The 14,894-nt window shown below is 42.3% G+C and carries 13 protein-coding genes and 2 tRNA genes; 7 read left to right on the forward strand and 8 right to left on the reverse strand.

The genetic code is table 11. From position 1 onward, the window contains the following. Window positions 1-85: 85 nt before the first annotated feature. The gene (locus R7093_RS00900; RefSeq protein ID WP_042520969.1) at window positions 86-823 is read right to left on the reverse strand and encodes a siderophore ferric iron reductase; all 738 of its coding nucleotides are present in this window, start codon (window positions 821-823) and stop codon (window positions 86-88) included. 419 nt (window positions 824-1,242) lie between these two features. On the opposite strand from R7093_RS00900, the gene R7093_RS00905 reads away from it, so the two are divergent. Then, entirely contained in the window at window positions 1,243-2,574 is a 1,332-nt protein-coding gene (locus R7093_RS00905) for an anaerobic C4-dicarboxylate transporter (RefSeq protein WP_005376060.1), read from the forward strand. An 85-nt stretch (window positions 2,575-2,659) separates the two neighbouring features. On the opposite strand, the gene R7093_RS00910 is transcribed toward R7093_RS00905, so the two are convergent. Beyond that, on the reverse strand, window positions 2,660-3,148 hold the full coding sequence (locus tag R7093_RS00910) for an NYN domain-containing protein (protein ID WP_005376059.1): 489 nt from the start codon (window positions 3,146-3,148) through the stop codon (window positions 2,660-2,662). A 119-nt stretch (window positions 3,149-3,267) separates the two neighbouring features. On the opposite strand from R7093_RS00910, the gene R7093_RS00915 reads away from it, so the two are divergent. Continuing rightward, the gene (locus R7093_RS00915; protein ID WP_005376058.1) at window positions 3,268-3,708 is read left to right on the forward strand and encodes a DUF4174 domain-containing protein; all 441 of its coding nucleotides are present in this window, start codon (window positions 3,268-3,270) and stop codon (window positions 3,706-3,708) included. A 16-nt stretch (window positions 3,709-3,724) separates the two neighbouring features. Here the strand turns inward: R7093_RS00915 and cobA are convergent, their stop codons facing one another. The 4 genes from cobA to nirB form a co-directional block, all read right to left on the reverse strand. Next, window positions 3,725-4,483: a uroporphyrinogen-III C-methyltransferase gene (cobA, locus tag R7093_RS00920; RefSeq protein WP_025767740.1), complete on the reverse strand. Its 759-nt coding sequence runs from the start codon at window positions 4,481-4,483 to the stop codon at window positions 3,725-3,727. 116 nt (window positions 4,484-4,599) lie between these two features. Further along, complete coding sequence (locus R7093_RS00925; RefSeq protein WP_025767739.1) at window positions 4,600-5,451, reverse strand: formate/nitrite transporter family protein; 852 nt, start codon at window positions 5,449-5,451, stop codon at window positions 4,600-4,602. Between the two features lie 195 nt (window positions 5,452-5,646). Next, entirely contained in the window at window positions 5,647-5,970 is a 324-nt protein-coding gene (nirD, locus tag R7093_RS00930) for a nitrite reductase small subunit NirD (RefSeq protein ID WP_005387969.1), read from the reverse strand. A 13-nt stretch (window positions 5,971-5,983) separates the two neighbouring features. Next, on the reverse strand, window positions 5,984-8,548 hold the full coding sequence (gene nirB / locus R7093_RS00935; RefSeq protein ID WP_318146462.1) for a nitrite reductase large subunit NirB: 2,565 nt from the start codon (window positions 8,546-8,548) through the stop codon (window positions 5,984-5,986). Between the two features lie 527 nt (window positions 8,549-9,075). Between nirB and rnk the strand changes: the two genes are divergently transcribed. The 5 genes from rnk to R7093_RS00960 all read left to right on the forward strand — a co-directional run bounded on the left by rnk (window position 9,076) and on the right by R7093_RS00960 (window position 14,462). Then, the gene (gene rnk, locus R7093_RS00940) at window positions 9,076-9,483 is read left to right on the forward strand and encodes a nucleoside diphosphate kinase regulator (protein ID WP_005376048.1); all 408 of its coding nucleotides are present in this window, start codon (window positions 9,076-9,078) and stop codon (window positions 9,481-9,483) included. Between the two features lie 238 nt (window positions 9,484-9,721). After that, window positions 9,722-10,681 carry a GGDEF domain-containing protein gene (locus tag R7093_RS00945; protein ID WP_047101156.1) on the forward strand — a complete coding sequence of 320 codons (960 nt, stop codon included), beginning with the start codon at window positions 9,722-9,724 and terminating at the stop codon, window positions 10,679-10,681. A gap of 227 nt (window positions 10,682-10,908) precedes the next feature. Further along, window positions 10,909-11,895, forward strand: coding sequence for an ABC transporter substrate-binding protein (locus R7093_RS00950; protein ID WP_318104459.1), 987 nt, complete (start codon window positions 10,909-10,911; stop codon window positions 11,893-11,895). A 133-nt stretch (window positions 11,896-12,028) separates the two neighbouring features. After that, complete coding sequence (locus tag R7093_RS00955) at window positions 12,029-13,234, forward strand: GGDEF domain-containing protein (RefSeq protein WP_224721242.1); 1,206 nt, start codon at window positions 12,029-12,031, stop codon at window positions 13,232-13,234. Window positions 13,235-13,469: 235 nt separating this feature from the next. Then, window positions 13,470-14,462 carry an LLM class flavin-dependent oxidoreductase gene (locus tag R7093_RS00960; RefSeq protein ID WP_047101045.1) on the forward strand — a complete coding sequence of 331 codons (993 nt, stop codon included), beginning with the start codon at window positions 13,470-13,472 and terminating at the stop codon, window positions 14,460-14,462. A gap of 5 nt (window positions 14,463-14,467) precedes the next feature. On the opposite strand, the gene R7093_RS00965 is transcribed toward R7093_RS00960, so the two are convergent. Next, a tRNA-Cys gene (locus tag R7093_RS00965) sits at window positions 14,468-14,541 on the reverse strand. A gap of 36 nt (window positions 14,542-14,577) precedes the next feature. Continuing rightward, a tRNA-Leu gene (locus R7093_RS00970) sits at window positions 14,578-14,664 on the reverse strand. Between the last annotated feature and the right edge of the window lie 230 nt (window positions 14,665-14,894).

Raw genomic sequence — 14,894 nt, forward strand, 5'->3', positions numbered from 1 at the left:
TTTATCTTTTTGTTGTCAACAAGAGCATGCAATGATACTTATTCTCACTCTCAAATCGAGCACTGTTACACAAGTTAAATAAATGTTAATTAAGAACCTTCTTGCTCATAAGCTGTCGATTTTCCTCTAAACGAGGACAATCTGCACAAAGCTTTCTGCCTTCACACTTATAGACTAAACAACAACTTTTTCTTACTAACTTTAGCGGCTGATCAGATTCCGTCTCATGAAGTGAGCGGCTATTATCAACATCCAAACCCATTGCGCTTAGCCACAAGACCGCATGCTCCTGAAGTGTCGAGTTAGTCATTTGCGGAAAGCGCTGTTGGAGACGAATTAAACAAGCCATGATTCCGTCCGACATCAATTGATGGGTGAAGCCAGGACGAATGCGTGTCCATTGACTCATCTCTTGTTGATAGAAGTCGAACAGTTCTCGGATTTGACGCCCCGCCTCTTTTATCAACGCTTCTGGCTCGCCATGTATATGCGCTTCGTCGGCGAATCGGTACCCAGAAACAAAACAAGGTTTGAGGTGCTGCGCTATCTCGCGAATGTTTGGCAACGTGTGGTAACCGTAAATAGAGATGAATGCGACATAAACTGGCTGCCAACAAAGTAAATCCCACGTTCTTGTCAACCAATATGCTTTTCCCGCTTCCGGATGAGCCTCCGAGATTTGCTGGTAAAGGCCTTGGATGATCGGGTTGATATCATTCTCGATATGGATAGCTTCTTGCCCTATCTCGCCGATATCACCGTGTAGATAAGGTGTAATCTCACTCGAAGTTTGAAACAGTTGCGGGAAAAATTGCTCAGACATGATGGCTTATTGTTGGTGTAGTCATTCTGACACCTTTATACCCAAGCACCAATCGCAATGCAAACTATTATCCTTTGCGTTTTCATAACAAAGAAGCACCTTTAGGGTTAGTTATGACTGTATTTCCGCGTTCTGTGAAACTGTAAGGTCTGGTTACGTATGCGATGAATAGCAACAAACTCTTAAACCTCTTCGCATTTAACGCTCACATGATCGCAAAAATACACAGCATAAAAACACCCTGATAAAACTGTGTTAACAGTTCCCCTGTGTAGCGTGAGTTATTGCCAATAATTGAATATTGCTGTTTCTTATCCAGCGGATTGTGAACAACATGAAGTATTTTCTTTCTGAATATCGAGACAATACAAAGAGGTAATTTGGCTATGTAGCCCTCTGTTTTGAATAAGGAAATCCACATGTTGTATCTTGAGTTTCTATTTTTGCTCGTGATGCTGTATATCGGCTCACGTTATGGTGGTATAGGCCTTGGGGTCGTATCCGGAATTGGCTTGGTGATTGAAGTCTTCATCTTTAAGATGCCGCCAACCTCTCCTCCTGTCACCGTCATGTTGATCATTTTAGCGGTGGTAACATGTGCTTCCATTCTTGAAGCCGCTGGCGGTTTGAAATACATGCTGCAAGTTGCCGAGCGTGTGCTTCGTAAGAACCCAAAACGCGTCACCCTTATTGCTCCGTTCGTGACTTACTTTATGACCTTCCTACTTGGTACAGGTCACGCGGTTTACTCTATCATGCCAATCATTGGCGACGTTGCACTTAAAAACGGCATTCGTCCTGAGCGTCCTATGGCTGCCGCTTCTGTCGCCTCTCAAATCGCAATCACGGCATCACCAATTTCAGCGGCCGTAGTTTACTACTTGGCGCAACTCTCTGATATTCAACACGAGATCACTCTGCTCTCAATTCTGCTCGTTACTGTACCTGCAACGCTATTCGGTACGTTGTTGATGTCACTTTACAGCCTAAAGCGTGGTAAAGAGCTAGACGACGATGAAGAATACCAAGAGCGTTTGAAAGATCCTGTGTGGAGAGAAAAAATCCTCAACACAACTGCAACGTCTCTTGATGAAGTACTACCAACAAGTGCTCGTAACTCTGTATTGCTGTTCATTGCTTCTATCTTGGTTATCGTCGTTATCGCGATGTGGCCAGACATTCGTACCATCGTAGATGGCTCGAAGCCAATCAGCATGGCAGTTGTGATTCAAATGATGATGCTCTGCTTCGGCGGTATCATTTTGCTTGCGACCAAAACTGACCCGCGTGACGTACCAAATGGGGTGGTATTTAAATCTGGTATGGTGGCGGCGATTGCTATCTTCGGTATTGCATGGATGTCAGATACCTACTTCCAGTACGCTATGCCTCAATTTAAATCTGGCATCGTTGAGATGGTAACCAACTATCCTTGGACATTCGCGCTTGCGTTATTCATTGTGTCGGTTGTGGTGAACTCTCAAGCTGCAACGGCTCGCATGATGCTGCCTGTTGGTCTCGGCTTAGGTTTGGAACCTGCGCTGCTTATCGGCTTGATGCCAGCGGTATACGGCTACTTCTTTATTCCAAACTACCCTTCAGATATCGCGACTGTGAACTTCGATACCTCGGGCACAACTAAGATTGGTAAGTGGTACTTCAACCACTCATTCATGTCTGTGGGCTTAATCGGCGTGATTGGTGCGTGTTGCTTGGGTTACTTGCTAGGGCAAATGATCATTCCTTCGTAACTAGCCAAATCAACGATAAATTAGAGGCGAGTCATTGTACGTTTCGTACAGCCTGAGTGACTCGCCTTTCTTTATTGCACTATTACTACAGCAAGAAATCGTCATCAATCGCGACAAAATTGTCGGCACAATCAATCAGAGTTTGGGATGTTAGCTTAGGTACACCATAAACGGTCACCGTGTTATTGAAGCGCTGCTGAATTCTCTCTACTAGCAGACTAAAGTCTCCATCTCCCGAAACTAGAATCACTTCCTCAACTTCGGGAGCAATTTCAATTGCATCGAGAGTAATACCCACATCCCAATCGCCTTTCGAGCTACCATCACGACGCTGGATGTAGGGTTTAAGCATCACCTCAAAGCCAACACCCCGAAGAATATGGTGGAACTGACGTTGCTTGGGATCATTGCTCGCAATAGCATAAGCACGAGCACTTACCACCTCTTTCCCTTGTGTGGCAACATACCAAAACTGGTTGTAATCAAAATTGCTTCGATACGCTTCGCGACAGGTGTAATACACATTCTGTACATCAACCAAAATAGCGATTTTTTGTTTGCTTTCCGAACTCATCTATTTCTACGCTCAATTTATTTGCTGCCTACCCTATGCCAGTTTTGGAAAAAGCACAATGAGCCAATTCCACTAAACTTAACGTATAAAAAGTTATTTGGGTTTCTAGGGGAACTGTCATGGGCGGAAAGTTACTAGTGATACTACTTTCTTGTATCTTGTCATCGACAGCATTTGGTTATCCAGCGCACTCCAAATACTGGCCACATAGAAGTGTGCTCTACTTTGCGCCGGAAAATGATGAATACGTCAAACAATTCTTGCTAGAAACACTTATGAATGAGTGTGAGTTGGAAGACAGAGATGTCGTCACACTGGTCATTACAGAGCAAGGGTATACCTTTCCTGCTTGGCTTAAAGAAGAGTTCGACTTAAAAATGCTAGCTCGTCTTTATGAGGTCGAAAAAGGATCTCACACCGCTATTTTGCTTGGTAAAGATGGTCTAGAAAAGCACCGCTGGGGCGCAGAAACAGACTGGCCGTTTATCAACAACCTCATTGATCAAATGCCTATGCGTAAGCAAGAAATGCAGAGGCAGCAAAGCCCCTGTAAAATATAGTCACTTCTGGGCAATGTTACTTTGCGAACCAATCCAACTTGTTGTGAAGTTGAGTCACGCTACCAACCACAATCAATGCTGGGCTCACGGCTTGCTCTGCCATGATCGATAGCTCGTTCAACTTTCCTTGGAACACGCGCTGCTCTGGGCGCGTACCGTTTTCAATAATGGCGCATGACATCTCAGGATCTAACCCATGAGTGATCAGCTTATCCATAATATGGCCGCTTTGCTTCAAACCCATGTAGAATACAAGCGTGTTATTAGACTGAGCTAGTGAATGCCACTCAATTTCACGACCATCTTTTTGTACATGACCAGTGATAAATTGAACGCTTTGTGCATGGTCGCGGTGTGTTAATGGAATACCAGCATAAGCCGTTGCACCCGCTGCTGCTGTGATACCCGGAACCACTTCGTATTTGATGCCAAATTCGGCTAGCTCTTCTAGCTCTTCACCACCACGGCCAAAGATAAATGAGTCCCCACCTTTTAGGCGCACAACGCGCTTACCTTCTTGCGCTTTTTGCACCAAGATTTGGTTGATTTGATCTTGAGGCACACAGTGAAAATCGAGTTTTTTCCCAACATAAATCATCTCTGCTGATGCATGAGCCAACTCAAGAATCTCTTTTGATACCAATCGGTCGTACACAACAACTTCAGCCGCTTGAATGGCTTTTAAGCCTTTTACTGTGAGCAAATCAGGATCACCAGGACCTGCACCAACAAGAGAAACAAAGCCGCTGTTTAAAGATGAGTTAACAGTTGTCATATCAACGCCTATCGAAAATTTGGACATAAAAAGTAACACTCAAGTCATTAACTCAAGGTTAAAATCACCCCGTTGAACAGCCCTACCTACCATAGGTAGGGCCAGATAAAAGCGGTTTATTTTGCGATTGCAGGCTCTGCTTTTACTTCTTCTTCAACTACGTTGATAGAAGGCGCTGTTTTCGCGTGAGTTAGGTACAGTGGAATACAAGTCATTACTAGACCACCAACAATGTTACCTAGGATGGTTGGGATAAGGTTGAAGTTCAACCAAGTCGCGATACCAAAATCCGCACCTAGAATCATACCTAGTGGGAATAGGAACATGTTTACTACTGTGTGCTCGAATACTAGAGCGAAGAAGATGAAGATTGGGAACCACATCATTGCTACGCGACCAGATACTGAACGTGCTGTCATGTTGCCGATAACGCCTAGACATACCATTAGGTTACAGAAGATGCCGCGTACGAAACACGTGATCCATCCGTCCATACCCATGTTTTCAAAACCAAGGCTACGCGCGGTAGAAACAGCCACAAATTTCTTCGCTACTGCATTCAGTTCTAGAGAGAAGTTACCTGTTAGAGAGATAGCCACTAGGTAAGCAACGATCAGAGAACCGATAAGGTTACCCAAGCCTACAAGACCCCAACAACGGAAGATACGACCCCAAGTGATGCCCGGACGGTTAGCAAACTTAGCCAGAGGCGCTAGACCAAAAACACCGGTTACTAGGTCATACCCCATCACACTTAGAATTACGAAACCAACGGGGAAAACAAGTGCTCCTACAAGACCGATACCCGTTTGTACAATCGCGGTAATAGCAACCACCACCGCAAGCGAAAGAATAACGCCAGCCATCGTACCGCGAAGCAGAAGATCTCGCGTGCTTGTATTAGTTTTCGCTTCACCAACATTGATCATGGTTTGCACGAATTCTGCAGGCTTAAAATCAGTAGACATGAATGTGTCCTTATCCAAAATTGAAAGTTAAAAAGTTAAAGATTGAATAGAGAAAGGCTTCCCGTTGACACCTGAACGCTGTCTACAACACCTCGCTTCCCTGTTCCCCTGAGATGATGCTTGGAAAGCCTTTGTCTATTAAATCTAGGTTTCAGTTCATTCCCTCCCCCTAAGAGGAGGGAATGAAAACCAAGCTTACGCAGAGATTTCTACTTCGCCGTTGGTTACGCGGGTTTTGTACGCTTTCACGCTAAAACGCTCGTCTTCCATGCACGCACCTGTTGTCAGGTTAAAGCGTTGCTTCTTAAGTGGGCTAGCCACCCAAAGCTCGCCTTGGTGCTCACAGATCAAACCGCGAGAAAGCACGTTTGATTGGAAGAACGGGTCTGTGTTGCTGATCGCCAGCACTTCTTCTGCTTGTGTTGGGCGGAATACCGCAACTTGCTGACCATCAACCAGTGCACAAACACCTGTGCCCGGTACGATGTCGCTGATTTGGCAAATCTTTTCAAATGACATAATCAACCTTCCCTTATGCTTCAGTGATCGCTACGTGTAGGATGTCGCCTTTCGCTTCAGGGTGCTTTTCCGTGAAGGTTGCTGGGCGGTGCTGTTCACGCTCTTGTACAAACACAACGTTGTCATCGCGCTTGTCAGAGTTGATGAAGTGCGCGAAACGAGTCAGTTGTGATTCGTCGTTGATGGTCGCAGTCCACTCACACTCGTACTCGTCTACAAGCTTCGCTACGTCTGCCTCTAGTTGAGCGTTGATACCAAGCTTGTCGTTAACAATCACTTCGCGTAGGTAGTCAACGCCACCTTCCATGTTTTCCATCCAAACTGATGTGCGTTGTAGTGGCGCAGCAGTACGGATGTAGAACATCATGAAGCGGTCGATGTACTTGATTAGCGTTTCTTTATCTAGGTCACTTGCAAGTAGGTCTGCGTGACGAGGTTTCATACCACCGTTACCACATACGTACATGTTCCAACCTGCGTCAGTCGCGATAATACCAAGGTCTTTACCTTGTGCTTCCGCACACTCACGAGTACAACCAGAAACACCGAACTTCATCTTATGAGGTGTACGAATGCCTTTGTAACGGTTCTCGATGTAAGAACCCAGACCAACAGAGTCTTGAACGCCGTAACGACACCAAGTTGAGCCAACACAGGTCTTCGCCATACGAAGGGCTTTTGCGTACGCTTGACCTGTTTCGAAACCAGCGTCGATAAGCTTGCGCCAGATCTCTGGAAGATCGTCTTTTTGAGCACCAAACAGACCAATACGTTGAGCACCGGTTACTTTGGTGTATAGGTTGTATTCTGCTGCAACGTTCGCTAACGCACCCAGTGCTTGAGGTGTTACTTCACCACCCGCCATACGTGGGATAACAGAGTAAGTACCGTCTTTTTGGATGTTACCTAGGAAGTTATCGTTCGTGTCGTGCAGCTTAACCAGTTGTGGCTTAAGAATGTGCTCACCCCAGCAAGAAGCCAAGATAGAACCAGCCAGTGGTTTACAAACTTCACAGCCGTAACCTTTGCCGTATTTCTCTAGAAGCTCATCAAACGTTTTGATCTCTTCAATGCGGATTAGGTGGAACAGCTCTTGGCGTGAGTATGCAAAGTGCTCACACACGTCGTTCTTCACTTCGATACCCGATTTAGCAAGCTCAGCATTTAGAACAGACGTCACTAGAGGAATACAACCACCACAGCCTGTACCTGCGCCAGTCACTGCTTTGATGTCGCCCAACGTATGATTACCATCAGCAACCGCCTGTGCGATCTTGCCTTTTGTCACGTCGAAACAAGAACAGATCACTGCGCTTTCTGGTAGAGCGTCTGCACCTAATGCTGGTTTCTCAGCGCCTGCGTGAGCAGGAAGGATCAACGCATCTGGGTGTTCTGGTAGGTCGATTTCGTTCAACATAAGTTGAAGCAGGTCGCCGTAGTCAGAGGTGTCACCAACCATAACCGCGCCAAGTAGTTTCTTGTTGTCTTTAGAAACGATAAGACGTTTGTAAACTTCTTGTTCTTCGTTCTGGTAAACGTAACTCTTACAGCCTTCAGTACGACCGTTCGCGTCACCGATTGAACCTACTTTTACACCTAGAAGTTTCAGCTTCGCAGACATGTCAGCGCCTTCGAATTTGCTTTCTGTGTTACCTAGTAGGTGGTCAACAGCAACTGTCGCCATCTTGTAGCCAGGAGCAACAAGGCCGTAGAACATTTCGTTCCAAGACGCACACTCACCAATCGCGTAGATGTTCTCATCAGAAGTCTGACAATGATCGTTGATAGCAACACCGCCACGAGGTGCCACTTCTAGCTCCATTTGGCGTGCTAGTTTGTCTTGTGGACGAATACCTGCAGAGAATACGATGAAGTCTGTTTCTAGCTCTGAGCCGTCAGCAAAACGCATAACGTTGCGTGCGTTTGTGCCTTCTGGCGCAATCTCAAGCGTGTTTTTGCTAGTGTGAACGTTCACGCCCATACGCTCGATCTTTTGTCGAAGTTGGTTACCACCAGCAAGGTCAAGTTGCTCAGCCATTAGCTTCGGTGCGAACTCAACAACATGCGTTTCTACACCCAGTGCTTTCAATGCGCCTGCTGCTTCAAGACCTAGCAGACCACCACCGACAACAACGCCTGATTTGCTCTTCTTCGCACACGCTTCGATCGCTTTAAGATCTTCGATAGTACGGTAAACAAAACAGTCTTTGCTTTCGTGACCTTTGATAGGTGGAACAAATGGGAACGAGCCAGTAGCAAGAATCAGCTTGTCGTATTGAACTTCACGGCCAGTGCTTGAGTAAACAATGCGGTTTTCACGGTTGATGTTAATCGCGCGTTCGCCGATCAGCATGTTAATACCGTGTTTCTCGTAGAAGCCTTCTTTTACTAAAGAAAGTTCATCTGCAGTATGGTGAGAAAAGTAAGAGGAAAGGTGCACACGGTCGTATGCGACACGAGGTTCTTCACAGAAAACCGTAATGTCTATATTAGACATATCAGCTTTCTCGACTAAGTCTTCAATATAACGGTGCCCTACCATACCGTTACCGATGACTACTAGCTTCAACTTGCTCATTATAATTCCTAAGGGTTAGGTTCTTATCACTGAGCTCATTGTTAGTTGTGAAAGAAAATTAATACATGATGTAAATCAATTACAATTTCAAACTACCCTAAAGGGGTAGATGAACGTATTTATCTGACTATTGCGAAATAAAAAGTAATTTATTAACGGATATTGGTAGTTTTAACAAACTGAGATAACCGAAGCCATGCTAGCAACGGACTATACCGTTTTGCTTTTATGAAGTTAGGCTGACCATCGAAACCGAGCACACCTACGATAAATCCTGTTTTGCTTCTAAACGACGCACTCACTTGACTTCACCGTTTCAAGGTGATCAGAGAACAATATCTGAAGTGATTGAAAGATTTAGAAAAATCAAGCTTCACAACAAAAATTTTTTACTAGCTAAGTCGCACTATAAAGACTAAAATCAGGTTTAGTTCATATGGAATAGCGTCCATATGATTGATACCGTAATTGACATATAGAGTGCCGTCCCATTTTTGTGAGGCGGCCTTTTATTTGGGAGTCATAAAATGTCAGAAAACAATTCTATCTACATCTCAAGCTTAGATATGAACCGAATCACGGCCTTGTTGGATAAAATGCCAAACATCGCAGCGGAGCTTGTGGAATTAGAAGCAGAGCTCGACCGAGCAACAGTTCTTGAGCCAGAACAAATGCCAGATAACGTGGTCACGATGAACTCGACTGTAGAGTTTAAATTTTCAGGTGAAGATAGAACCATGACAAAGACACTGGTTTACCCTTCTGAACTGAAAAGCAGTGATGATATCTCTATTTTTGCGCCCGTAGGCAGCGCACTGATCGGTTTGTCTGTTGGTCAAAAACTTGAATGGCCAATGCCAAATAATCAAGTGAAGACAATTGAAATTGTCGATATCACATACCAACCTGAGCGTTGTGGTGCACTAAACCGCTAGCCCTCAGTAGTCCCGGTGCAAAGGCCTCCATTTAAGACTTTGCACCAGGAGAGCCCCTCGCTTACCCCCTATTTCCTTCTTTGTTTTCCAAGCATTTACTTTGCTGCTCTTAAGTAACATCACCGATTCTTTATTATTTACCGCATATTCAATATTTATATCTCCAAGCTCAATCATAGAAATTGCAAAGTATTTTTCGTATATTGTCGCTCCGAAAACGACGTAAATTATGCGCAAAATGGAAGAATATCTAACTCGAATTGCCTGCTTAGAAAAAGAAAATGAAGAGCTGAAGCGGAAGAATGCGCGACTACAAGAAAAGTTGAATGCTGCACTCGACAGTAATGGACTGTGTTTGTGGGAGCAGCATATTCCTTCAGGTACTTTGACGATATTCAATATGCAGTGGGGCAAAATGCTAGGTTATCAGCCCCATGAGTTAACCGCGACGGTTGAAACGTGGAAAAACAATCTCCACCCTGAAGATTATGATCTTGCGGTGGGTGCATTTGAAGATCACCTAGCTGGCAAAACCGACCTTTATGAGGTAGTTCATCGCATGATTCATAAAGACGGCAGTGATAGTTGGGTCTACGATCGAGGGCGCATCGTCGAGTATGGTTCTGATGGCGAACCACTGCGCATGATGGGCACTCATATCGATATTACAAAAGAAAAGCGATATGAGCAGCAACTGGCTAAGTTAGCTTCGAGTGATCCATTGACCGGACTGTTAAATAGAAAAGCAATTGAGGAAAACTTTAATCATCAACCTCAAACCAAGCCGTCTCAGCAGTCTGCCTTAGTGTTTGTTGATATAGATAATTTTAAAGCAGTTAACGACCAGCTAGGCCATCATACTGGTGATACTCTCCTCATCAATATCGCCAATAGCTTAACAGAGCTTGCGCCAAGCAAGTCTCAAGTCGGACGCATAGGAGGAGATGAGTTTGTCGTTTTAAGCTCTTATTCAAATCAAGAAGAAATATCTCAACTTTGTGATCGACTCTTAAGTTCCATCATTCCTGCGATAAATCAGGACTTAAATAAAGTAACGATTGGAATGAGCATCGGTGTTTGTCTATTTGATAAAGGAAAACAACAGTTTAATGAAGTTTATCAAAAAGCCGATCATGCAATGTATGAGATAAAGAAAAATGGCAAAAATGGAGTACAATTTTTCAACTTAAAAAGTTGATATCTCTCCATAAATCATCATGTTATGAAATCAGTCATTTGCTACAACTTGAACTAACTCAAGATAAATTCTTTATATCTAAGCCAGTTACCGAAATTACCCCTAGGTACTCATAAATTTGGCACGATACAAATAAATCCCCTCCTCTCCTAGCATCAACCCAATAAGCAACTACACTCATTTAACTGATAGATTAATTACTACTATTATGAAGGGAGTTGTTTTTGATGGATACAAAACAGATTTCTACAGTTATCATAATTTTAGTTCTTTCTGTATTAGTGGTTTCTTATTTAAAGTTAACAACGGTATCAAATGCTATCCACAAACCTACAACAATCGGTATATCTAAGACGCCTCTGTCAGCACCTTTTATCATTGCAGAGCACATAGGTGCGTTTGAAGAAAACGATTTAAACGTTGAGCTTATCATGTGCTTTGGAGGGGTCGAATGTTCAAACCTACTTCTAGAAAACCATGTTAATTACGCCACTTTTTCTGAAAGCGTACTGATGTTTAAAAGCTTTGAATACAAAGATTTAGCATTAATCACTTCTTTTGCATCTTCTACGAATGATATTAAGCTGCTAACTAAAAAGCGGTCTGGCATAGAAAGTATAGATAAATTACCAGGAAAAAAGGTTGGTGTAATAAAAAAGAGCGCTAGCGAATATTACTTAGACTTGTTGCTACAGGTAAATGACATTGATTTAGAAAAAGTAGAAAAAATATCATCAACAACGCAGGTTATTATAAATCATTTAATGCAAGGAAACGTCGATGCAATATCTACTTGGGAGCCATACGGATTTATGGCCAAGAATAGAATAAATGAAGAAGTAAAGAACATAGGAATTATTGGCGTGTATAAACTTTACTTTTTGCTTGTATCAAAAGAAATACACATTGAAAAATCAGATCAAGAAGTAATGAAAATAATAAAGTCACTTCATCACTCAATTAACTGGATGGATAAAAACCCTCATTTAACAATGAAAATACTATCACAAAAACTTAACATAACAGTTGAAGAAATATCTTGGAGTTGGGATGATTATAACTTTCGATTAAATTTAACGAATTCTTTATTATTTACATTACAATCAGAAGCTAATTGGGCATTAAAACAAAACTATGTAGAAGGACAGATTCCAAATTACAGAAAAATATTTAAAGAAAACTATATCAATTCATATTTTGATGGTCTAGATTAAAATGCATCGTTCGTTAAACCACTATTTAGCATCACTATTCAGTCTAAGCGTAATACTATGTATCAGCGTTATAGTATACATAAGCTTCATAAAAATAGAAGATTATAAAGCCAAGAAACAATTAAACCAAATAATGGACATACAAATATCATTAGAGTCATTAAGTAGTTATCTTTGGGCTTACACTCAAAATAGAGGAAAAAACAATTTCACACAATTCATGATTTCTCATAACAAATTAAACGAATTATTATCTCAAAATGAAGATGTTTTATACCTTACTAAAGACCTAAAAAAAATGAATCTCGAACTGTATTTTTTAGTTCAATACGAAAATAATCATTTACTAGACAAAGATCGCCATTATGATTCAGTCGTAAATTATAATAAATCAAATCCTGTCATACAATCCAGAATAAACATTGTATCCCAGGATATGAATAATGAAATAATATATATTTATAAAAAAATACTTAATAATAAGTCTACAAAACTACAAAATTTAAATTATTACACTCAAGCAGGTATTATTTTTATCTCTCTGGTTGTTATGCTATTATGCTTTTATATAAAAATAAAGTTCAAGAGAAGCTTTCAAAGGTTTATAAATGGAATAAAACAATTAAGCAGGTCAAATTTTGACTATAAAATCCCTTCAGAAAATCAATTCACGGAATTTGAAAATCTGTCTTGTTACTTCAATAAAATGGCGGCATTGTTAAACCACACAACAATATCAAAATCAAAACTTAAAGAAGAAGTAGAGAATCAAACTTCAGTTCTAAATCGTCAAAAAGAAAGTTTGGTATTTTTGTCTGAGCACGACTCCTTAACTAATATCTACAATCGTCGAGCAATAGAAAAACATTTGATCCAGCTTACGCGTAATTTCAGAGGCAGTGAGAATAGGTTTAGTTTGTTTTTTATAGATTTAAATTTATTTAAGGATATTAACGATAGCCATGGCCATGAGGCAGGTGATGCAGTGTTAAAATCTGTAGCTAGTAGATTATCAAGTATTATCGACGAATCAGACATGGTAGGCCGCTTTGGTGGAGATGAATTTATTATTATTCATCGTTCACACACAACAGGTACGTCTCTGTCTGCATGTGCACTACGCTATATCCAAGAAATAGAAAAAGTAATTCATTTTAAAGGTAAAGAGTTATGCGTCGGAGCTAGCATTGGTATTGCACTCTATCCTGAGCATGGGTCGAATGTACATGAATTATTAACAGCGGCAGACAAGTCTATGTATCAGTCAAAACGTTCTAAAGCTAGCTCGTTCACTATTGTCGACAACAGCAGTTCGCTGTTAAAGAGGCCTATGTTTTAATCTAAAGTAGTTGTGGAAACGTTCTACATGCGAATATTCAACGACATCGACCACTGTGGCCACTTACAGTAATAAAGCCGCTTTTATCACATAGCAAAAGCTAAACTCGTAAGCTAAACGCTCTCCAGGCATTGAAGAAAAATAATCCATTGTGAATGGTTAATCCTCCCCTTTTAAACGTCAACTTTCACCACCATATGATAGTTAAGATTCATTAACAGGCTATAACTATCCTATGTCTTTTCCTCGTTTATCTGTTCTGGATTTGGCACCCGTGTCCGACGGAACAAACTTCACCGAAACGTTCGAACGCTCCGTTGAATTAGCTCAATCAATCGAGTCCTGGGGCTATCATCGGTTTTGGATGGCTGAACACCATAACATGCCCGACATCGCCAGTGCCGCAACCAGTGTATTACTCAGTCATATTGGAGCGCACACGAACTCGATCCGTTTAGGATCAGGTGGAATCATGTTACCTAACCATGCACCACTAGTTATTGCAGAGCAATTCGGAACGTTAGAGGCATTATACCCTGGTCGTATTGACCTCGGATTAGGACGCGCACCAGGCACCGACTACCAAACAATGCATGCATTAAGGCGGGAACCAGAGCATATAGATCCTGACTTTGAAGAGCTGTTGGAGGAACTTAATTTCTTTCTTGGTCCCGTATCTCGAAATCAACCAGTCGCGGCTTATCCAGGTAACAACACATCTCTGCCGATTTGGCTTCTGGGGTCGAGTACATACAGCGCACGTTTAGCAGCTAAGAGAGGCTTACCTTTCGCATTTGCTGCACACTTTGCTCCAGATGCAATGTCTCGTGCTCTAAACTTTTATCGAGATGAGTTTGTCCCATCCGAGCATTTAGCTCAACCCTATGTGATGATTTGTGCCAACGTTATCGTAGCGGATACTCAGTCACATGCAGATTTTCTCGCGACAACAGAGAAGCAAAAATTCTTAAAAATGATTCGCGGCAATCGCGAAAAACTTCGCGCACCAGTGAAAAGTATGGCACCACTATGGTCAGCACAGGAAAAGCTTCACGTTGAAACTCAATTACGTGAATCTATCCATGGTGATCAAACATATGTAAGACAGAAAATTGAGAAACTTTTGGAACGCACTGGGGCAGATGAAATTATGGTAAACACGATGGTGTTTGAACAATCTGAGAAGTTGAGATCCTACAGGTTACTATCGGAACTCATGGACAAGTAAAAGAATGGAGGCGCCTCCCGGAGTCGAACCGAGGTCCACGGATTTGCAATCCGCTGCATAGCCACTCTGCCAAGGCGCCTTTCTGATTTTGTATCTCTGTCACCAAAGATTTTGATGGTGCCCCGGGCCGGACTTGAACCGGCACAGCGCGAACGCCGAGGGATTTTAAATCCCTTGTGTCTACCAATTCCACCACCAGGGCAACGCAATCATGCGATGGGTTAGACACCATCTATCTCGCGACCTTTGCCGTGAGAACGAGGCGTACTTTAACGGATTAATTTATCTGGTCAACAAAAAATTAGTCTTTTTTATTCAAATGGTTAAAAAGACGACTCTAACGAACAAAGGGCGATCATTTTGCTTATTTGATCATCAATACACTTTGCTTTCGTGCCTTTTAACCTTCTCATTTTATATCAATGAAGAGCC

This window comes from Vibrio sp. 1580 (assembly GCF_033340055.1).

Coding starts and splice junctions, on each gene's coding strand:
- R7093_RS00925 (WP_025767739.1), bottom strand. CDS start 5,451: ATGTCTACTGATTTTAAGCCTGCAGAATTCGTGCAAACCATGATCAAT.
- nirB (WP_318146462.1), bottom strand. CDS start 8,548: ATGAGCAAGTTGAAGCTAGTAGTCATCGGTAACGGTATGGTAGGGCAC.
- R7093_RS00955 (WP_224721242.1), top strand. CDS start 12,029: ATGGACATACAAATATCATTAGAGTCATTAAGTAGTTATCTTTGGGCT.
- R7093_RS00905 (WP_005376060.1), top strand. CDS start 1,243: ATGTTGTATCTTGAGTTTCTATTTTTGCTCGTGATGCTGTATATCGGC.
- R7093_RS00950 (WP_318104459.1), top strand. CDS start 10,909: ATGGATACAAAACAGATTTCTACAGTTATCATAATTTTAGTTCTTTCT.
- R7093_RS00900 (WP_042520969.1), bottom strand. CDS start 823: ATGTCTGAGCAATTTTTCCCGCAACTGTTTCAAACTTCGAGTGAGATT.
- R7093_RS00945 (WP_047101156.1), top strand. CDS start 9,722: ATGGAAGAATATCTAACTCGAATTGCCTGCTTAGAAAAAGAAAATGAA.
- nirD (WP_005387969.1), bottom strand. CDS start 5,970: ATGTCATTTGAAAAGATTTGCCAAATCAGCGACATCGTACCGGGCACA.
- cobA (WP_025767740.1), bottom strand. CDS start 4,483: ATGACAACTGTTAACTCATCTTTAAACAGCGGCTTTGTTTCTCTTGTT.
- R7093_RS00910 (WP_005376059.1), bottom strand. CDS start 3,148: ATGAGTTCGGAAAGCAAACAAAAAATCGCTATTTTGGTTGATGTACAG.
- R7093_RS00960 (WP_047101045.1), top strand. CDS start 13,470: ATGTCTTTTCCTCGTTTATCTGTTCTGGATTTGGCACCCGTGTCCGAC.
- R7093_RS00915 (WP_005376058.1), top strand. CDS start 3,268: ATGGGCGGAAAGTTACTAGTGATACTACTTTCTTGTATCTTGTCATCG.
- rnk (WP_005376048.1), top strand. CDS start 9,076: ATGTCAGAAAACAATTCTATCTACATCTCAAGCTTAGATATGAACCGA.